This is a genomic window from Mycobacteroides sp. LB1 (assembly GCF_013449725.1).
Taxonomy (GTDB): Bacteria; Actinomycetota; Actinomycetes; order Mycobacteriales; family Mycobacteriaceae; genus Mycobacterium.
In genome coordinates this window covers 84,086-103,839 of sequence record NZ_JACCFF010000007.1, presented here as the reverse complement: position 1 = coordinate 103,839, position 19,754 = coordinate 84,086, and the positions used below count along the sequence as shown (strand labels likewise).

At 65.0% G+C, this 19,754-nt stretch carries 19 protein-coding genes; 8 read left to right on the top strand and 11 right to left on the bottom strand.

Annotated features, from left to right (window positions below; translation table 11 throughout):
- The first annotated feature begins 90 nt into the window (after positions 1 to 90).
- Positions 91 to 843, top strand: a complete 753-nt coding sequence (locus MLB1_RS22300; protein ID WP_180752037.1) for a hemolysin III family protein — start codon at positions 91 to 93, stop codon at positions 841 to 843.
- Positions 844 to 905: 62 nt separating this feature from the next.
- On the opposite strand, the gene MLB1_RS22295 is transcribed toward MLB1_RS22300, so the two are convergent.
- The 4 genes from MLB1_RS22295 to mca are packed head-to-tail and all read right to left on the bottom strand — an operon-like array spanning position 906 to position 4,417.
- Positions 906 to 1,280, bottom strand: coding sequence for a nuclear transport factor 2 family protein (locus tag MLB1_RS22295; RefSeq protein ID WP_180752036.1), 375 nt, complete (start codon positions 1,278 to 1,280; stop codon positions 906 to 908).
- Positions 1,281 to 1,291: 11 nt separating this feature from the next.
- Positions 1,292 to 3,301 (bottom strand): thioredoxin domain-containing protein, encoded by a 2,010-nt coding sequence (locus MLB1_RS22290; RefSeq protein WP_180752257.1) that lies wholly within the window; start codon positions 3,299 to 3,301, stop codon positions 1,292 to 1,294.
- Positions 3,267 to 3,551, bottom strand: coding sequence for a hypothetical protein (locus MLB1_RS22285; protein ID WP_180752035.1), 285 nt, complete (start codon positions 3,549 to 3,551; stop codon positions 3,267 to 3,269). The genes MLB1_RS22290 and MLB1_RS22285 overlap by 35 nt, the downstream gene beginning before the upstream one ends.
- Positions 3,548 to 4,417 (bottom strand): mycothiol conjugate amidase Mca, encoded by an 870-nt coding sequence (mca, locus tag MLB1_RS22280; RefSeq protein ID WP_180752034.1) that lies wholly within the window; start codon positions 4,415 to 4,417, stop codon positions 3,548 to 3,550. The genes MLB1_RS22285 and mca overlap by 4 nt, the downstream gene beginning before the upstream one ends.
- Positions 4,418 to 4,645: 228 nt before the next feature.
- On the opposite strand from mca, the gene MLB1_RS22275 reads away from it, so the two are divergent.
- Positions 4,646 to 5,005, top strand: a complete 360-nt coding sequence (locus tag MLB1_RS22275) for a DUF4307 domain-containing protein (RefSeq protein WP_358146728.1) — start codon at positions 4,646 to 4,648, stop codon at positions 5,003 to 5,005.
- A gap of 263 nt (positions 5,006 to 5,268) precedes the next feature.
- Positions 5,269 to 5,763 (top strand): transcription elongation factor GreA, encoded by a 495-nt coding sequence (gene greA, locus MLB1_RS22270; RefSeq protein WP_180752032.1) that lies wholly within the window; start codon positions 5,269 to 5,271, stop codon positions 5,761 to 5,763.
- A 32-nt stretch (positions 5,764 to 5,795) separates the two neighbouring features.
- On the opposite strand, the gene MLB1_RS22265 is transcribed toward greA, so the two are convergent.
- Positions 5,796 to 6,704, bottom strand: a complete 909-nt coding sequence (locus MLB1_RS22265; protein ID WP_180752256.1) for a DUF559 domain-containing protein — start codon at positions 6,702 to 6,704, stop codon at positions 5,796 to 5,798.
- 118 nt (positions 6,705 to 6,822) lie between these two features.
- Positions 6,823 to 8,067 (bottom strand): threonine ammonia-lyase, encoded by a 1,245-nt coding sequence (gene ilvA, locus MLB1_RS22260; RefSeq protein ID WP_180752031.1) that lies wholly within the window; start codon positions 8,065 to 8,067, stop codon positions 6,823 to 6,825.
- 41 nt (positions 8,068 to 8,108) lie between these two features.
- Between ilvA and MLB1_RS22255 the strand changes: the two genes are divergently transcribed.
- Positions 8,109 to 8,780, top strand: a complete 672-nt coding sequence (locus tag MLB1_RS22255; protein WP_180752030.1) for a GPP34 family phosphoprotein — start codon at positions 8,109 to 8,111, stop codon at positions 8,778 to 8,780.
- Positions 8,781 to 8,783: 3 nt separating this feature from the next.
- Here the strand turns inward: MLB1_RS22255 and MLB1_RS22250 are convergent, their stop codons facing one another.
- The 4 genes from MLB1_RS22250 to MLB1_RS22235 form a co-directional block, all read right to left on the bottom strand.
- The gene (locus MLB1_RS22250; protein ID WP_180752029.1) at positions 8,784 to 9,956 is read right to left on the bottom strand and encodes a cystathionine gamma-synthase; all 1,173 of its coding nucleotides are present in this window, start codon (positions 9,954 to 9,956) and stop codon (positions 8,784 to 8,786) included.
- Positions 9,957 to 10,020: 64 nt separating this feature from the next.
- Positions 10,021 to 10,602 carry an RDD family protein gene (locus MLB1_RS22245; protein WP_180752028.1) on the bottom strand — a complete coding sequence of 194 codons (582 nt, stop codon included), beginning with the start codon at positions 10,600 to 10,602 and terminating at the stop codon, positions 10,021 to 10,023.
- A gap of 106 nt (positions 10,603 to 10,708) precedes the next feature.
- Positions 10,709 to 12,106 (bottom strand): cystathionine beta-synthase, encoded by a 1,398-nt coding sequence (locus MLB1_RS22240; RefSeq protein ID WP_180752027.1) that lies wholly within the window; start codon positions 12,104 to 12,106, stop codon positions 10,709 to 10,711.
- 90 nt (positions 12,107 to 12,196) lie between these two features.
- On the bottom strand, positions 12,197 to 13,273 hold the full coding sequence (locus tag MLB1_RS22235) for an alpha/beta hydrolase (protein WP_180752026.1): 1,077 nt from the start codon (positions 13,271 to 13,273) through the stop codon (positions 12,197 to 12,199).
- A 189-nt stretch (positions 13,274 to 13,462) separates the two neighbouring features.
- Here MLB1_RS22235 and MLB1_RS22230 point away from each other — a divergent pair, with 189 nt between their 5' ends.
- The 3 genes from MLB1_RS22230 (at position 13,463) to purT (ending at position 17,031) form a co-directional block, all read left to right on the top strand.
- The gene (locus MLB1_RS22230; protein ID WP_180752025.1) at positions 13,463 to 14,470 is read left to right on the top strand and encodes an SGNH/GDSL hydrolase family protein; all 1,008 of its coding nucleotides are present in this window, start codon (positions 13,463 to 13,465) and stop codon (positions 14,468 to 14,470) included.
- A 49-nt stretch (positions 14,471 to 14,519) separates the two neighbouring features.
- On the top strand, positions 14,520 to 15,737 hold the full coding sequence (locus tag MLB1_RS22225) for an acetyl-CoA C-acetyltransferase (protein WP_180752024.1): 1,218 nt from the start codon (positions 14,520 to 14,522) through the stop codon (positions 15,735 to 15,737).
- Positions 15,738 to 15,831: 94 nt separating this feature from the next.
- Positions 15,832 to 17,031, top strand: coding sequence for a formate-dependent phosphoribosylglycinamide formyltransferase (gene purT, locus MLB1_RS22220; RefSeq protein WP_180752023.1), 1,200 nt, complete (start codon positions 15,832 to 15,834; stop codon positions 17,029 to 17,031).
- 50 nt (positions 17,032 to 17,081) lie between these two features.
- Here the strand turns inward: purT and MLB1_RS22215 are convergent, their stop codons facing one another.
- Complete coding sequence (locus MLB1_RS22215; protein WP_180752022.1) at positions 17,082 to 17,933, bottom strand: Bax inhibitor-1/YccA family protein; 852 nt, start codon at positions 17,931 to 17,933, stop codon at positions 17,082 to 17,084.
- Positions 17,934 to 18,246: 313 nt separating this feature from the next.
- Between MLB1_RS22215 and MLB1_RS22210 the strand changes: the two genes are divergently transcribed.
- Positions 18,247 to 19,752: a CoA-acylating methylmalonate-semialdehyde dehydrogenase gene (locus MLB1_RS22210; protein ID WP_180752021.1), complete on the top strand. Its 1,506-nt coding sequence runs from the start codon at positions 18,247 to 18,249 to the stop codon at positions 19,750 to 19,752.
- Positions 19,753 to 19,754: the final 2 nt, after the last annotated feature.

Genomic DNA, 19,754 nt, shown 5'->3' with positions numbered 1-19,754 from the left:
CCGTCGCACGCCCGAGCCACGACAGTGCACGAGACGCAGATCTGCACACAACCTTCACAACCGGATTAGTTGGGTTAGATACTGTGACTTATGCAGACCGATGAGGCCCCCGCAAGCGGGAGGGACCCCCAGCTTGCACCGGAAGCACAAGGTTCCGAGCGTTCCCTACCCATGGCCGCACTGGTCGGCGGTATCGAGACGCTCCCCGTCAAACCCAAGGCACGCGGTTGGATCCACCTCTACGCATGCATCACCGCCGTCGTCGCGGGCATCGTGCTGGTGTCGGTGGCCTGGTCGCTACGCTCGCCGGAAGCGGGGCTGGCCACCGCGATCTACAGCCTGACAGTCTTCGGCGTTTTCGCCGTCAGCGCCGCGTATCACCGGGTGAACTGGAAATCCGAGACCACCCGCACCTGGATGAAGCGACTCGACCATTCGATGATCTTCATCTTCATCGCGGGCAGCTATACCCCGTTCGCGATGCTCGCGATGCCACCCGCCGACGGCAATTTGGTGCTCGCCATCGTGTGGGGCGGCGCGCTCGCCGGGGTAGTCCTCAAGATGTGGTGGCCGACGGCACCGCGCTGGGTTGGAGTGCCGCTCTATCTGCTGCTCGGGTGGGTGGCGATCGGCTTCTCGTCGACACTGCTGCACGGCGCCGGGGTGCCGGCACTGGTGCTACTGATTGTCGGCGGAGCCTTCTACAGCGTCGGCGCCATCCTGTACGCCGTGAAGTGGCCCAACCCGTGGCCCCTGCACTTCGGCCACCACGAGTTCTTCCACGCCGCGACGGTCATCGCCGCGACCTGCCACTACATCGCGGTCTGGTTCGCGGTCTTCTAGTCACCTTGCCCCGCCGAGTGTGAGCACCAACGTTCACACTCGGCGAGCGAGGAGAGCGGCGACTAGAGCTGCTTGATGTCGTCCTGGGTCCAGAAGGCCCGCATCGAGCTGATCTTGCCGTTGTCATCGAAGGTCATCACATCGATCGGCGCGATCACCATGCCGCCGTGCTCATGCGTGATGGTCAGCTCGAAGTGGAACGCGGCCTCGTTGGCTGTGGCACGCACCAACTTCAGCTCGCCGCGGCGGTTCAGCGGCTCAATGGTTGCGTAGAAGCCCTGGATTGCCTCGCGCCCCTTGAGGACGTCGGCACCCAGCGGATCTTCAACGGTCGCATCATCGGCGTACAGATCGGCGATCTCGGCGGCTGTGCCACTGGTGAGCAGATCGCAGTAGCTCTGGACGACGGCGAGAACTTGTTCGCGGGTAACGGTCATGCCCGCCGACGCTACCGACCCAACGCGGCGTCTAATTGTTCGGTCCCGGTCACCGGAAGATCGCAGACAGTACCCCGGCACACGTAGGCCGCGTCGACACCGCCCACCTGCCCCCTGTCGCGTAACAGCTCGCTCGAATCCTTAACCCCGCCAACCACAATCGCCCCACCGGGTGCTGCCAGCCGCGCCCGTCGCAATAGTGGCGAGGTCTCGGCGTCGCACGCCACCGCGACCTGGATCGGGCCCCGGACCGCGGCCTCGGCCACCGCCAGCCAATGACCGGCCGATCGAGGTGCGCGCGCCAGCGCCATGGACGCCGCCGACAGCGAGGCGTGTGCCGCCTCCCGATAGCGCGAGTCCTCCAGCAGGTAACCGGCGATGAGCAATGCCTCGGTCACCGATGACGCCCCCGACGGGGTCGCGCCGTCGAGCGGATCGCTCGGCCGGAGTACCAGCTGCTCGGCGTCGTCGGCGACATCGAACCACGCACCGGGCGATTCCGGATCGGCGAAATGGTCGAGCGCGGTATCCAGTAGCTCAGCGGCGGCCTCGTGCCAACGCCATTGGCCTGTCGCCTGATACAGCGAGAGCAGGCCCGTAGCGAGCGTGCCGTAGTCCTCCAACACACCGTCGCCGTCAGACACCTGCCCACCCAGACTGGCGCGCCGCAGCCGCCCGTCGCGCAGATGCAGATCCAGCAGCCGGGCGGCGCATCTGGCCGCCGCATCCAGAAGATCGTTTCGATCCAGGGTGATCGACGCCTCCACGAGCGCAGTGATGGCCAGCCCGTTCCAGGCGGTAACGGCCTTGTCGTCGCGGCCGGGTTGCACCCGCTGCAGCCGCGCCGTCAACAGCGTCTCGCGTACGCGACGCCACCGGTTCACATCTGCTTGCTCTTCGGGATCGCGCAACAACTGCAGTACCGAGCTGCCGTGTTCGAAGGTCCCCGCCTGAGTCACCTCGAAAAGCGCTGCCGCCCAAGAGCCATCTTCCGGGCCAAGGACCTCGGCGAGTTGGGTGGGCGTCCACACATATGTGGAGCCTTCGGATCCGTCGGCATCGGCATCCAGCGATGACGCGAACAGGTCGCCCACACGCAGCTCATCCAGCAGAAAATCGGCCGTCTCGCCGGTAATTCGTCGCGCGAGTGCGTCGCCACTGCGGCGCGCCCAATGCGCGTAGACACGCAGCAGAAGCGCGTTGTCATAGAGCATCTTCTCGAAATGCGGCACCACCCAGGCCGTGTCCACGCTGTACCGCGCGAAGCCTCCGGCCAGCTGGTCGTAGATGCCGCCACGCGCCATCGCCGTCGCGGTCCTGGCCACCACACCAAGCACCGCCGCATCGCCGGTGCGTTCGTATCCGCGCAGCAGCGCCTCCAGCAGAGATGACGGCGGAAACTTCGGCGCCCCACCGAAACCCCCGAAGCGCACGTCCTCGGCCGGCAGAATCGCGGCGATGGCCGCGTCGCATAGTGCGGTATCCACCCCGGGCCCGGCGGGGAGCCGTCCCGACATCGCCTGTAACTGCCCGGTGATGCTTGACGCTGCTTCTTCCACCTCGTCTCGGCGCTGCTCCCATGTCTCGCGGACCGCCGAAAGCAACTGCAGAAAACCCTGTTTCGGGTAATAGGTCCCGGTATAGAAAGGCCGCCCATCCGGGGTGAGGAAGCACGTCATGGGCCAGCCGCCCTGCCCATTCATCGCGACGGTGGCGTTCATGTAGACCGCGTCCAGGTCGGGACGCTCTTCGCGGTCGACCTTGATGTTGACGAACCCGGCATTCATAACCGCGGCCACCTCGTCGTCCTCAAAGGACTCGTGGGCCATCACGTGACACCAATGGCAGGCCGCGTACCCGATCGACAGCAGAATCGGCACATCGCGAGACTGCGCTTCCTGCAATGCCTCTGGCGTCCACTGCTGCCAGTGCACCGGGTTGTCCAGGTGCTGGCGCAGGTATGGGCTGGTTGCCTCGGAAAGGCGGTTAACGGTCGTCGCCCCGCTGCTCGGTGGTGTCAGACGGAGGCTCCTCAGCCGCTGCGCCCACTGTGCCCTCGTCGGCAGCCTGATCGGCCTCGGGGTGTTCGGGATCGAACGCCTCCGGCAGCTTGCGCAAATGCGCGTTCATCGACCGAATCAGGAAGAAGGTGCCCACCATCAGCAGCACCACAACCGTCAAACCAAACGGACCGGCCTTACCGAAATCCGGTCCGACATTGGTGGGCCCCTTCTCGTCGGCGAGCACCAGCACGGCGTCCATCAGCATCATTTGGCCTCGATTCCGGCGAACAGGTCGTCTTCGGGAAAGCTCGTCGGCACTCGCGATGTCGCTAACTCAAAGTCTTCGGTGGGCCACAGCCGGCGCTCAAACTCGCGTGGAACCGAGAAGAAGCTGCTGTCCGGCGGGATCTGCGAGGCGTGCGCACGCAGCGCTGCGTCCCGAGCATCGAAAAAGTCCGCACACGGCACGCGAGTGGTCACCCGCCGATCGAAGGTGTCGTCATCGGGGGGCCAGCGCTCAAGCCATTCATCGAACGGCCCCTTGTGCCCATGCTTCTTGCACTCATCATTGAGTAATTGCATACGCGCTCGCATGAATCCGTGGTTGTAGTAGATCTTGCTGACCGTCCACGGCTCACCCGCCTCGGGGAACTGGTTCGGGTCTGCCGCGGCGTCAAAGGCCGCCATCGACACCTCATGGCATCGAATGTGGTCCGGATGCGGATATCCGCCGTTCTCGTCGTAGGTCGTCATGACGTGTGGCCGGAATTCCCGAATCACCGCGACCAGCTTGGCGATCGGCTCTTCGATGGGCACCAGTGCGAACGAATCCTCAGGCAGCGGAGGCAGCGGGTCTCCCTGCGGAAGTCCCGAGTCCACGTATCCGAGCCAGCGGTGTTGCACGCCCAGTTCGGCAGCGGCCTTGGCCATCTCCTCGCGACGGATCATCGCAATGTTCGCGGCGACCTCGGGACGATCCATCGCCGGATTGAGGATGTCGCCCCGCTCACCACCCGTCAGCGTCACCACCATGACGTCGTTGCCTTGGGCGGCGTAACGCGCCGTCGTGGCGGCGCCCTTGCTGGCTTCGTCATCGGGGTGGGCGTGAACCGCCATCAATCGCAATCCGGTCACCCGTGCGCCCGCCTCTTCCTGATCTTCTCTATCCGGCCTTCTAGGGATGCTCTAGCGTCCCCCATCGTTTCATCCCACTCATACCCGTCATACCGTTGACCCGTGGATGAGCCGCTTGCGCCAGGACCAGCAGAGCCAGATGAGCCGCTTGCGCCAAGACCAACGGCACTACGGCCACCAGGGGACCGCTACGGAACCAAAGCGAGCACACCCCGTCGTGGCCGCTGGATCGCGATCGGGCTAACCGTGTTGGTGGTAATAGCCGGAGTCGCGATCGCCGCGATCGGATACAACCGGTTGGGCCCCGGAGACGTCAAGGGCGAACTTTCCGCCTACCGGCTCGTGGACTCCTCGACCGTCGCCGTCACCGCCTCGGTAGAACGAAAAGACCCGTCCAAGCCGGCGGTGTGCATCCTGCGGGCACGGTCCATCGACGGCAGCGAAACGGGCCGCCGCGAAGTACTGGTGCCACCCTCCTCCGAACGATCCGTGCCGATCACGGCCCTGGTGAAGTCGACGCGGCCTCCGGTGACCGGCGATGTCTACGGATGCAGTCTGGCGGTTCCGCCGTATCTGATCGCATCCTGATCCCAATTTCTTCCACGAGACCCAGCACAGACGCTTCGGGCACCGCCGGCCAGACATCGGCAACGTTCACATCGGGCAAACCTCGGCCAAAAATAGGCTGAACATCACAGCGACAGTGGTATGCTGGCTCAATACACGGATCCCGGCTGGGACCGTGTATTGCTGCATTTTGGAGAGTGCGAGTCGCAGCAATGGACCCGACCCGCACCCGATAGATGAGAGCCAGCGGAGGTTGCTGGCCTGAGACAAGGAGTACCTGCACCATGACCGACACCCAGGTGATCTGGCTGACCCAGGAATCACATGATCGGCTCAAGGCGGAACTCGACCAACTGATCGCCAATCGCCCCATCATCGCCGCCGAGATCAACGAGCGCCGCGAAGAGGGCGACCTGCGTGAAAACGGTGGCTACCACGCTGCCCGCGACGAGCAGGGCCAGCAAGAGGCGCGCATCCGCCAGCTGCAAGAGCTGCTCAACAACGCCAAGGTCGGCGAGGCGCCGACGCAATCCGGCGTCGCGTTGCCCGGTTCGGTCGTCAAGGTTTACTACGACGGCGACAAGGGCGATACCGAGACATTCCTCATCGCCACCCGCCAGGAGGGTGTCAAGGACGGCAATCTCGAGGTGTACTCCCCCAGCTCACCGCTGGGTGGCGCGCTCATCGACGCCAAGGTCGGCGAGACCCGCAGCTACACGGTGCCCAACGGCACCGAGGTAAAGGTGACGCTCGTCAGCGCCGAGCCCTACCACGACTAAGGCTCCACACCTTTTTCCATCGAGTGCGAGCCTCACGCGGAAATCCGACCCGAAATCCGCGTGAGGCTCGCACTCGATTTGGTTTTGGCAGCATTTCTGAGGGCCTCGTCAACACGCGCGACAATCGTGCCCGCCCGATGACGGAGCATGTCGGCACTCACGTGCACGATCACCCATCCGTCCGCCGCCAGTTCAGCCGATCGGTCGATATCGCGAGATCTCTGGCGTACATCGGTCCAGTGCTGGGCGCCGTCGAATTCGACCCCGACCTTCAGGTCCTCCCAGCCCATGTCGATCCGAGCAACAAAGTCGCCGTATCGGTTGACGACCCGGATCTGCGTCTGCGGCGGCGGAAACCCCGACTTCACCAGCAGTAGGCGCGTTCTGGTCTCCTGTGGCGACTCCGCACCACCGTCGACTTGTCCCAAGACGTCGACCAGACGCGCGAGTCCACGAACCCCACTGTGTGCCCGGATCACTTCTTCGACGTCTGCCACCTTGAGAGCCGTTGCGGCCATCAGCGCGTCTATCCGCTCGATGGCTGCAGCCCACGGCAGCCACCTACCAAGGTCGAATGCGGTCCGAGCCGGGCTGGTGATGGCGATCCCCTTGGCATGTGCAATCTCGTTACCCGTCAAGGTATCCCGGTGGACTCGCAATCCCGCGGCGACCTTGTGGTGTCGGTGGATGACGTCGACAGTCATGCTCGCATCCACCCACTTAGCGCCGTGCACGGCCGAGGCCGATACCCCCGCGACCACGCCGCCACGCTCAGTCCACAACCACGCGGCATAGGCGCGCTGCGTCGCGGTCAACTCGGCTTCGCTCGGCACATAAATGCCCGGGTAGACCTGGCGATATCGGGTCCGCATGCGATGCTCCGTGATGGCGCCGGCCGCCAACAGCTCGGTTGACCGGAACGGCCACAAGATCTCCCCCATAGCCCGCAGCATCACACCGTCCGCCGACAAGTCACCTGGGACCGCATCGAGTGCGAGCCTCACGCGGAAATCGGGCCCGAAAACCGCGTCACGCTCGCACTCGGCGGATATTTGGGGCCTACCGCTCTTCCTGAACCGTCAGGCCGGCCGCGACGATTGCGTCGAGGACGGCCTGACGGTGTTCTGGCCCCCGAGTTTCGACGGTCGCCAACACATCCACCTCACCCAGACGCAGACGCTCGCTGTTTCGCCAGTGCGTGATATCGACGACGCTGGCCCCCGCCGCTCGGAAGACATCGAGGAGGCCCGAGAGGCCGCCCGGCGCATCGGCAATGGTGACCCGCACCGTCAGGTAACGTCCGGCCGCGCGCAGACCGTGGGTGATGACGTGCGTGAGCAGCAGCGGATCGATGTTTCCGCCCGAGAGCACCGCACATACCTGGCCGGTCAGGCCCAGCTCCTCGGCGGACAGGGTGAGCAATGCGGCCACCGCGGCAGCACCGGCGGGTTCCACCACCAGCTTGGCCCGCTCCAGGCATAGCAGCAGGGCGCGCGACAGTGCCTCCTCGCTGACCGTGACCACCTCATCGACCAACGCGACGACATGCTCGAACGGCACCGCCCCCGGCTTACCGACCGCGATGCCGTCGGCCATGGTGTCCATGGACTCCAGTGCCACCGGGTGCCCGGCTTTCAGCGACACCGGCCACGCGGCCGCACCCGCGGCCTGCACCGCGACGATCCGCACCTCCGGCCGCGCCTCTTTCACCACTGCCGCAATCCCCGCGACGAGCCCGCCACCGCCCGCGGGCACCACGATGGTCCCCACCTCGGGAAGCTGCTCCAGAATCTCGAGCCCGACAGTCGCCTGACCGGCCACGACATCACGATGATCAAAAGGATGGATGAGCACCGCGCCGGTTTCCGCCGCGAACGCGGTCGCCGCCAACAACGCCTCATCGATGGTGGTACCGGTGAGGTGCACGGTAGCGCCGTAGGCGCGGGTCGCGACGACCTTGGGCAGCGCCGCCCCCACCGGCATGAAGACCGTCGACTGGATGCCCAGCGTGGTCGCGGCCCAGGCCACGCCCTGGGCGTGGTTACCCGCGCTGGCAGCGACCACGCCATTCACGCGCTGGTCATCGGGCAGCAGACTGATCCGGTTGTAGGCACCGCGCGGTTTGAAAGATCCTGTGCGTTGCAAGTTTTCGCATTTGAGCCGCACTTCGTGCCCGCAGCGTTCGCTCAGCGCGCGAAAAGCCACCACCGGTGTGCGCCGCATCACAGGGGTGAGGCGCTCCGCCACCTCCCGGATCTCGTCGACCGTCACCAACCCTGTTGCTCCCGCTGACTCCGTAGCCATGCCAGGCATCATGTCACCAGTTCTGCAGCTATTGTCCCCTCATGCCACAGATTGCGGAGGACCTCCTGCTTCTGTTGCTGAACAATGCCTCGGGGCGTCCGCTGTTGGACAAGAATCGGCGGACACAGGCCCTCGCCGCCGCTATCGTGCTGGATCTCGCTCTGGCCCAACGTGTTCGACCGGCGACGCAGGGTGAACCGGCGAAGGCCGGTCATCTACTGGTGCTCAATGTGCCGCACACCGGCGATCCGGTGCTCGACCGCGCGGTGCACCGGCTCCGCCGACGGCCGATGAGCCCGGTCGAAGCGATCACCAAGGTCCGGCGCGGTGTGGACTCCCAGATGCTGCACCGGCTGGAGATCACCGGTGATATTCACACCGTCCGCAGCGGTAACCGGCTGTTCCCGGAGAAGTACTGGCCGGTGACCAACAATGAGCGTGCGAATGCGGTGCGCCAGGGCGTCACAGATGTGTTGTTCCACTATGCCCCGCCCGCGCCGAGCACTGCCGCGATCATTGCAGTGCTGCACGGCGTCAACGGATTCGACGCAATATTGAGCCTCGACGCGGTGGGCAAGCAGCAGGTGTCCCGGTGGTCGCAGACCATCGCCGACGGCGGATGGGCGGCTCAAACCCGCGACAATCGTGGCCCGGCGGTCAATCTTGCAGTGACTGCCGCGGTGATTTCGGCGGCCCTGCATTCGATGAGCTAGCGCTTATCGAAGCGCCTGCTCAAGGTCGCCGATCAGATCGCCGACCTCTTCGATACCCACCGACAGCCGCACCAGATCCTCGGGCACCTCCAGCAGCGACCCGGCCGTCGACGCATGCGTCATGGCACCCGGATGCTCGATCAGCGACTCGACGCCGCCCAACGATTCAGCCAGAATGAAAAGCTCTGTTCGCGAGCATAAGTCGAGTGCGGCCTGGCGCCCTCCGGCCAGCCGGACACTGATCATCCCACCGAATCCACGCATCTGCTTGGCGGCCACCGCATGTCCGGGGTGACTGTCCAGTCCCGGGTAGATAGTCTGCGCAACCGCGGAGTGAGCAGCCAGGAACTCTGCCACTGCTTGGGCGTTCTCGCTGTGCCGCTGCATGCGCAACGCCAACGTCTTGATGCCCCGATAGGTCAGGTAGGCATCGAACGGGCCCGGCACGGCCCCCGCGCCGTTCTGCAGGAATGCAAAGGCTTTGTCCAGCTCCTCGTCGTTGGTGAGCAGCGCACCGCCCACCACATCTGAGTGTCCGCCAATGTATTTGGTGGTGGAGTGCAGCGCGATATCGGCGCCGAGGTTCAGTGGCTGCTGCAGTGCAGGCGACGCGAAGGTGTTGTCCACCAGGAGTTTCACGGAATGTTCACTGGCCACCTGCGCGACGGCCGCGATATCGGCGATGCTCAACAGCGGGTTGGTTGGCGTCTCCAGCCAGATCAGCTTCGTGCTGGGTGTGATCGCCGCACGAATGGCGTCGACATCGGCTACGGGCACCGGAGTGTGGCTAATTCCCCACTGCGAGAACACCTTGTCGATCAGCCGGAAGGTGCCGCCGTAGGCATCGTTGGGAATGACCAGGTGATCACCGGGCCGCAGCAGCGCACGCAGGACACAGTCGGTGGCCGCCATTCCGGAGCTGAACGCCCTGCCGAAGTGTGCTTCTTCCAGTGCCGCCAGCGAGGATTCGAGGACAGCACGGGTGGGATTGCCGGTGCGTGCGTACTCGAAACCGCCACGCAGCTGACCGACACCGTCCTGGGCGAAGGTCGAGCTGGCGTAGATCGGCACGTTGACCGCGCCGGTCTGCGGATCGGCATGGAAACCGCCGTGGATGGCTCTCGTGGAAAACCCTTGCCACCGAGACGCGTCGGCGGCGCTGCGCTGCTCACTCATCGGGTCCGAGCCTATACCGGACCGGTGGGAGTGAGACAGCCCAGCGCCGCCTGACGGGTTACTTCTACTTGGGGACGACGACAGTCTTCACTAACATGTCGGCGATCGTCTGCCGCTTCGCCGTGAACAGCGGCAACAGGAAACCGATCATGCAGATGATGTAGTCGAGAAAGTGCGCAATCTGTCGTACCACTGACATGCCGAAGCCGATCGGCTGACCGGTGGTCTCACCGAGCACCTGGATGCCCAGGAGGTTCTTGCCGATCGTCGAGCCGGTGTCACCCTGCTTCTTCAGGTTCCACAGGCCGAAGGCCAGAGCCCCCAGACCGAAGATGGTGATCGCCGCCATGCCGAGGCCCGAGAAGCTGAAGACCTGCACGTCATCGCCGTACGTCATGCCACCGCCGCTGAGCGGGTCACCTTCGTAGACGCTGGTCGAGACCGAGCTCTTTTCGGCTGTCAAGAATGCGATGAGGTAACCGACACCGTAGATCACCCCAGGAATGAGGCTATCGACGATTGCGGCACCGACACGCTTGATCCAGACGTCAAAACTGCTGCCGGGCAAGGCGGGCGGACCGGCTGCCGGAGGCGGCGGCGGATAGGCACCCGGATCCTGTGGCGGGAGTGGTGGAACTTCGGTCACGGTCGTCCTCCAGTTCGTATGGCACGCATCAGCGTCGAGCAAAAGAGGACATTACGCTTCCAGCGTTTCCACAGGTTGGCTTCCGTGAAACGATTTGAGGCCAGATTCAGTGCCGGGCGCTCCTGGCCGACGAAACGAATCCGAGCAGGTCATGACGGGTAATGACACCGACGGGCTTACCCTCGTCGACCACCATCACCGCGTCGGTATCGCGCAGCATCGAGCCGGCGGTGCTCAGCGGCTCACCGGCGCCGACCAGCGGCAACGGTGGGCTCATATGCTGGGACACGGCGTCAGCAAGTTGCGCCCGACCCTCGAATACCGCTGACAGCAGCTCCCTTTCGGATACCGACCCGGCGACTTCACCGGCCATGACGGGCGGTTCGGCGCCGACGACCGGCATCTGCGAGACCCCGTATTCACGCAGGATCTCGATGGCATCGCGGACCGTCTCCGATGGGTGGGTGTGCACCAAATCCGGTAGCGCACCAGACTTTCCACGCAGCACGTCGCCGACCGTGGGCTCGGAAACACTGACGTCCAGGCGGCTGCGCAGGAACCCGTAGGAGGACATCCAGCCGTCGTTGAACACCTTGGACAGGTACCCGCGCCCGCCGTCGGGCAGCAACACCACGATCAACCCGTCAGGACCGACCCTCTCTGCCAATCGAATTGCGGCCACCACTGCCATCCCGCAGGATCCTCCGACCAGCAATCCCTCCTCGCGCGCGAGACGGCGAGTCATCTCGAACGAATCGGCATCGGATACCGCAATCACCTCGTCGACCACGCTGGGGTCATATGCGGTGGGCCAAAAGTCCTCCCCCACACCCTCAACGAGATACGGACGGCCGGTGCCTCCGGAGTACACCGACCCCTCCGGATCGGCGCCGACGACCTTCACGGCCCCGCCGGACACCTCCTTGAGATATCGGCCCGCACCGGTGATCGTCCCGCCGGTCCCCACCCCGGCGACGAAATGGGTGATCTTGCCGTCGGTGTCGGCCCAGATCTCCGGGCCGGTGGTCTCGTAGTGGCTAGCAGGGCCGTTGGGATTGGAGTACTGGTCGGGCTTCCAGGCGCCGTCGATCTCGCGCACCAGTCGATCGGAGACGTTGTAGTAGCTGTCGGGGTGCTCCGGCGGTACCGCAGTGGGGCACACGACGACTTCGGCCCCGTAGGCCCGCAATACGTTCCGCTTGTCCTCGCTGACCTTGTCGGGGCACACGAACACGCAGCGGTATCCCTTGCGCTGAGCGACCAGCGCCAGTCCGACACCGGTGTTGCCCGAGGTGGGCTCGACGATGGTGCCACCGGGCTTGAGCAGCCCCGCCGCCTCGGCGGCCTCGATCATCTTGACGGCGATGCGGTCCTTGGAGCTGCCGCCGGGATTGAGGTACTCGATCTTGGCGGCCACCACCCCGCAGCCCTGAGGCACCACCGAGTTGAGCTGGACGAGGGGGGTGTTGCCGATCAGATCCGAGACATGCTGGGCGATGCGCATGCCGGTAACGCTATTCGACCGGCCACCGGTCCGCGCACAGAGGACCCACCGCAGGGAATCGGGCCGATGAGCCGCTTGCGCGAAGAGAGACTAAACCGCCGCAGGTGCGACGAACTCAGCCGAGGAAGTCTCGGGCACAGCGTCGCGGATGTACTGGCCGATCTGCGCCAGGGACACCTTGGCCTCGGGCACGATCTTGGTGGCCAACTGGAAGACGTGCATCTGGCCGGGCCAGATCTTGATCTCCACCGGCACACCCTGCTCGGCAAGGCGCTGCCCCAGCAGCCGCGCGTCGTACAAGAGCACCTCTGACCCGGAGCAATGCACCAGCGTCTGCGGCATCCGGCCGTCGACCTTGTCGATGATCTCCCGCGGCGGGATTCCGCCACCGGCCTTGGTGAGGATCTGCTGCAGCGCCTCAAAGCAGTTGGGCGGCAACATGACATCGGTCTTAGCGTTCTCATGCGCCACCTTGGGCGCGGGGTCCAGTTCGATGAGCGGCGAGATGAGCGCCAGCGCGGCCGGCGCCTCGCCGTCCTCGGCCAGAACGCGCTCGACCACCGCCACCGAGAGGAAACCGCCGGCCGAATCACCAGCCAGCACAATCTGCTCCGCCGCGTATCCCTGAGCGCGCAGCCAGCGATACCCGTCGACGCAGTCGTCGACGGCCTGATCCAGGGAGGCCTTCGACGGCATGCGGTAGTCGACCACCAGACACGGCGCGTCGGCATGCTTAGAGATCGTGGACACCATGGCGCTGTGGGTATTTGGGCCGCCCACGATGAAGGCGCCACCATGCAGATACAGCACCACGCGTCCGGTGCCGTCGACCGGCCCTACGCCCTTGGCGCGAATCAGACGCGCGTTGGTATTCGCCAGAGTGACGGTCGCCCTGACCGTGCCACGCGGGGGAACCATGACGCGGCCGAGTTCTTCCAAGAGCCTAAACGGGTAAGGGAGTGTGGGGGCGTGGCTGCCGATCTGCAGGACCGTGCGCACCGTCATCCGGACACCGAATCCAAGCAGCCGGGCGGCCAGACTCGCCGCATCCTCGATCACCTCGACGGCGGCGCCGTCGCTCATCGGAAGGCTGCGGACCAGCGTATTCAGGGCACTGGAGGAAGAACCCACATGCCCGTATTCGGGAGCGCGCTTCGGTGCGGTCATCTGTTCAGGCTCCTTTGCCTAGCCAGTGTCCTGCGTTAAACAGGCTGCTAGCTAGCAGCTAGCGCCCGATGGACTATACCTATCAACAGGCAACAAACCGCTTTCGATACCGCATCGTCCTCGCCTCTTTTCCCGTGATGCTGGTCAGAGGACTGGCGCCGTGTGTCGCGGTCAGTGAAAATAGCCAGCGTGAGCATCCTCGCCGAACGGCGGCGCACGATCTGGGCAGCCCTGAGCACCGGGGCCGCGGGAGCTGCGATGGGTACCGCCGGATGGGGCGCCTACAGCTTCCTGAACGCGCAGGCCAGGCAGGTGCGGCGGGTGGTTCCGAAGACTCACGACGCTCCCCCGGTCGCCGACGGCGTCTACGAGCGCGGTGGCAGTCCAGTGACCCGATACAGCCGCGGGGTGCAGTGCGACCTGCACCTGGCGATCTTCGGTGACTCCACTGCCACCGGCTACGGCTGCCACATACCCGACGAAGTGCCCGGAGTACTGCTGGCGCGCGGATTGGCCGAAGAGTCGGGCAAGCGAATCCGTCTGTCCACCAAGGCGATATCGGGTGCCACATCCAAAGGTTTGGCCGCGCAGATCGACGCCATGTCCATCATCGGCCCGCCCCCGGACGCCGCAGTAATCATGATCGGCGCAAATGACGTGACCTCGCTCAACGCGGTGCGGGCCTCCGCGCGGCGCCTGGGCGAAGCGGTGCAGCGGCTGCGCGCGGCGGGGTCAGCCGTGGTGGTGGGCACCTGTCCCGATTTCGGCGTGATCACCGCCATACCGCAGCCGCTGCGTGCGGTGGTGCGCTCGAGAGGGCTGCGCCTGGCCCATTTCCAGGCTGCGGCAGTCCGGGCTGCCGGTGGCGTACCCGTTCCGCTTGCCGACCTGCTGTCGCCGGAGTTTCTGCAAGCACCCGAGGAGATGTTCGCCGACGACCACTACCACCCGTCGGCCGCCGGATATGCGCTGGCAGCGCGGCTATTGTTACCGGCCGTCGCGCACGCCCTCGGCGAATGGACGGGTGGCCCCATCCCCGATTTGCCATGGGTGTCCGCCGCCGCGGAAGCGGACACCATAGGTGCCCGGATGCGCATCCTGGGACGGATCTGGCGGCGCAACGCTACGGAGATCGCCCTGGCCATTGGTGAGCCCGCTGTCCAGCCCGACAATCGGGCCGTCGTGCCGCTGCATTAGATTCCTGGGGAGTAGAACCAGTACTAATTCCCCTATACCAGGAGTTTTCATGCCCGAAGCCGTGATCGTTTCCCTTGCACGCTCCCCGATCGGGCGAGCCGGTAAGGGCTCGCTGGTGAGCATGCGCCCAGACGACCTGGCCGCGCAGATGGTGCGCGCCGCCCTCGACAAGGTGCCTGCGCTTGACCCCAAGGACCTCGACGACCTCATCATGGGTTGCGGCCAGCCCGGCGGTGAGGCCGGTTTCAACATCGGTCGCACCGTGGCGGTGCAGCTGGGCTATGACTTCCTGCCCGGTACCACCGTGAACCGCTACTGCTCCTCTTCGCTGCAGACCACCCGGATGGCGTTCCACGCCATCAAGGCCGGCGAGGGCCACGCCTTCATTTCCGCTGGGGTGGAGACGGTTTCGCGTTTCGCCAAGGGCACTCCCGACGGCTACCCGGATAGCAAGAACCCGCTGTACGACGACGCGCAGGCCCGTGGCGCCGAGGCCGCGCAGGGTGCCACCGAATGGCACGACCCGCGTAACGACGGCCTGATCCCCGATGTGTACATCTCGATGGGCCAGACCGGCGAGAACGTGGCACTGCACACCGGTATCAGCCGCGAGGACCAGGACCACTGGGGCGTGCGCAGCCAGAACCGCGCCGAAAAGGCAATCGCCGACGGCTTTTTCGAGCGTGAAATCACCCCGGTGACGCTGGCCGACGGCACCGTCGTGTCCAAGGACGACGGCCCGCGCGCCGGTACCACCTACGAGGCGATCAGCCAGCTGAAGCCGGTCTTCCGCCCCAACGGCACCATCACCGCCGGTAACGCCTGCCCGCTGAACGACGGTGCGGCCGCGCTGGTGATCCTGAGCGACACCCGCGCCAAGGAGCTGGGCCTGACCCCGCTAGCGCGCATCGTGTCCACCGGTGTCTCCGGCCTGTCGCCGGAGATCATGGGCCTGGGCCCGATCGAGGCCGTCAAGCGTGCACTGGCCCACGCGGGCAAGTCGATCGGTGACATCGACCTGTTCGAGATCAACGAGGCCTTCGCGGTGCAGGTGCTGGGTTCGGCTCGCGAGCTCGGAATCGACGAGGACAAGCTCAATGTCTCCGGCGGTGCGATCGCCCTGGGCCACCCGTTCGGCATGACCGGTGCTCGCATCACCGCCACGCTGCTGAACAACCTGACCACCTACGACAAGACCTTCGGCGTCGAGACCATGTGTGTCGGTGGCGGCCAGGGTATGGCGATGGTTATCGAGCGGCTCGTCTAACAACGCTTTTCGCCGACACGCCGTGTTGCGGCGGGTTCGTATCGCACGTGCTCACCACAACACGGCGTGTCGGCGGCATTAAGATTCAGTCGCGATGACCACTATCGGAACTCCCCTGTCACCGCGCGCGACGCGGGTCATGCTCCTCGGCTCAGGCGAACTCGGCCGCGAGGTACTGATCGCCCTGCAACGTCTGGGCGTCGAGACCATCGCCGTCGACCGCTATCAGAACGCCCCCGGTCACCAGGTCGCCCACCATGCGCACGTCATCTCGATGTCCGATCCGGAGCAGCTGCGGGCATTGATCGAGACGGAGAAGCCAGATCTCGTAGTACCGGAGATCGAAGCGATCGCCACCCCGACGTTGGAGGCGCTGGAGGCCGAGGGCGCCGTGCGCGTTATCCCCACCGCTCGTGCCGCACGGCTCACTATGGATCGCGAAGGCATCCGCCGCCTGGCGGCGGAGACACTCGGATTACCCACCAGCCCTTATCAATTCTGCGATTCACTCGTCGAACTGCAGGCCGCGATCGACGGCGGTGTCGGGTACCCGTGCGTCGTAAAGCCGCTCATGAGCAGCTCCGGTAAGGGTCAGAGCAAGCTTGATGGACCAGCCGATGTGAGCGCCGCATGGGACTACGCCATGGCAGGCAGCCGGGTAAGCAATAGTCGCGTGATCGTTGAGGGATTCGTCGACTTCGATTATGAAATCACGCTATTGACAGTCAGGGCACTGGGCGAAGGCGGGGAGATAGAAACGAGCTTCTGTGCGCCGATTGGGCATCGACAGGCCAACGGCGACTACGTCGAGAGCTGGCAGCCGCACCCCATGTCGGACGCTGCATTACAGCGTGCACAGCGAATAGCCCTCGCCGTCACCGAAAACTTGGGCGGACAGGGCATTTTCGGCGTCGAGCTCTTTGTCAAGGGCGACCAGGTGTACTTCAGCGAAGTGAGCCCGCGCCCACACGACACCGGCATGGTCACCATGATCACGCAGTGGCAGAACGAGTTCGAACTGCACGCCCGCGCCATCCTCGGGCTTCCCGTCGACACGACGTTGAAGACCCCAGGCGCTAGCGCGGTGATCTACGGCGGGGTCGACGCGGAAGGAGTCGTATTCGACGGTGTCGAGGCCGCCCTGCGTGTACCGCGTACCGATCTGCGATTGTTCGGCAAGCCGGAGAGTTTTGTCACGCGCCGCATGGGCGTGGCCCTGGCATACGACGAGCATGTGGAGACCGCGCGGCGCAATGCCGCCGAAGCCGCAAACCGGGTCCGCGTTTCTCGATGACATGAAAAAGGGGCGCCCCTGTGCGGGGCGCCCCTTTTTCGAGAAAATCGCTAGTCGTTCTGGAAGTAGCTCAGCAGTCGCAGGATCTCGACGTAAAGCCAGACCAGGGTGACAGCCAGGCCGAGCGCCACACCCCAGGCGGCCTTCTCCGGCGCACCGGCGCGCACCAGCTGGTCGGCAGCGTCGAAGTCGACCAGGAAGCTGAATGCCGCCAGACCGATGCAGACGAGCGAGAAGATGATCGCGATGGGGCCACCACTGCGCAGGCCCATGTCGATTCCGAAGAACCCGAGCACCACGTTGCCGAGCGCCAGCACCAGCACGCCGACAAGACCGGCCATCAGCATCCGCTGGAACTTGGGGGTAACGCGGATGGCACCCGAGCGGTAGACGAACAGCATGCCGATGAATACGCCGACGGTGCCCAGCACCGCCTGACCGATCAGGACGCCGGCACTCGCGCCGCCAAGACCGACACTGGCGGGGATGACAAACGAGATGGCACCGACGAATAGGCCCTCGAGCCCGGCATAGCCCAGCACGATCGCGGGGTTGTCCTGCTTACGCCCGAAGCTGGCGATCATCACCATGACCAGACCGCCCAGCCCACCGACCAAAAGGAACGGCAGTGCGAGCGCCTGGTTGGCGCTGACGAGGAAGAACGACGCGATGGCGACCGTGACGATGACACCGAGGGTGATACCCGTTTTGGTCACCACATCGTCGATCGTCAGCGGCCGGGAGACGCCGGCCTGTGCCTCCGGGTAAGCGGTGTACGGGTCCTGCTGCATCTGCTGCGCCATCATGGCGCCCGCACCTGCCGCACCCGCCCCGAACTGCGCGTAGCCGCCGCGCTCTTTCCCGGGCAGCGTCCGAAGAATGGGATTGCTGGTGGTTCGCACCGTCGTGATCCTCTCCTGGAAGTGCGGTGCCGCACTATGCGGCGTCCGCAGATGACGTCAACAAGTCAACTGGTGATTCAACGAGCCGGCAAGTGCAAGAGTTCCGCGCTTTCGCCACTGGTCCCGAGACTGTCCGGCCACGTCGTAGGCCCACATTACCGCCAGGGCACTGCGGTTGCGGCAAATCCCTGTGAGATCACTGTGAACAGTCGAATTTTTACCTGGACGTCCTACTAGACATTACCTGGATGTCCAACTAGATTTGGAAATACCGACCTCCCTGATTCTCAACCGCTTCCCAAGGGGCTACACCATGAGTTCGTTACCGCAATTAACACATTTCGTCGCCGGTCAGCGCGTCCCCGGGACGTCCGGGCGTTACGCCGATGTCTACGACCCGTCGCTTGGCAAGCCTGTGCGACAGGTGCCGCTGGCGGACGTTTCCGAAGTCGAGGCGGTCATCTCGAACGCCGCGGAAGCTCAGCCCGGTTGGGCCGCTCGCAACCCCCAGCAACGTGGGCGGGTACTCGCGAAGTTTGTCGACCTGGTCCGCGCGGAGATCGACGAGTTGGCCGCGATGCTGTCCCAGGAGCACGGCAAGACCCTGGCCGACGCCAAGGGCGATATCGAGCGCGGGCTTGAGGTCTGCGAATTCGCGACCGGCATTCCCCATCTCATCAAGGGCGAGTACACCAGCGGGGCCGGGACGGGTATCGACGTGTACTCGCTGCGCCAGCCCCTCGGCGTGGTCGCGGGCATCACCCCGTTCAACTTCCCAGCCATGATTCCGCTCTGGAAGGCGGGCCCCGCGCTGGCGTGTGGAAATGCCTTCATCCTCAAGCCCTCCGAGCGCGACCCGTCGGTGCCGCTACGCCTGGCCGAGCTGTTCCTCGAAGCGGGCCTGCCGCCCGGCCTCTTCAACGTCGTCAACGGCGACAAGACCGCGGTGGACGCGCTTCTCAACGATCCGCGCGTCGCCGCCATCGGATTTGTCGGCTCCACTCCGATTGCGCAGTACATCTACGAGACCGCCACCGCGAATGGCAAACGCGCCCAATGCTTTGGCGGCGCCAAGAACCACATGATCATCATGCCGGACGCGGATATCGACCAGGCCATCGACGCATTGATCGGCGCCGGGTACGGCTCGGCCGGTGAGCGCTGTATGGCCATCTCTGTCGCGGTGCCGGTCGGCGAGTCCACCGCCGAACGGCTCGTCGACGGCCTGACCAAGCGGGCCCGCGAGCTGGTGGTCGGCCCGTCTCTGGACGATAGCGTCGACTTCGGTCCGCTGGTGGGCGCGGACGCCCTCAAGCGGGTGCGCGATTACATCGATATCGGGGTAGCGGAAGGTGCACAGCTCGTCCTGGATGGCCGTGACCTCAAGGTCGCCGGCCATGAGGACGGATTCTTCATCGGCGCATCACTTTTCGACCACGTGAAGCCCGGTATGCGCATCTACAAAGAAGAGATCTTCGGGCCGGTCATCTCGGTAGTACGTGCCAAGGACTACGACGAGGCGCTGCGATTGCCGTCGGAGCATGAGTTCGGCAACGGTGTCGCCATCTTCACCCGTGACGGTGACACCGCGCGCGACTTCTGCGCCAAGGTCAACACCGGAATGGTGGGGGTGAACGTTCCCATCCCGGTTCCGGTGGCGTACCACACCTTTGGCGGCTGGAAGAGCTCCGGATTCGGCGACCTCAATCAGCACGGTCCCGACTCCATCCGGTTCTACACCAAGACCAAGACGGTGACCCAGCGCTGGCCGTCCGGCCTCAAAGAGGGCGCCTCCTTCGTGATCCCCACGATGGATTAGTC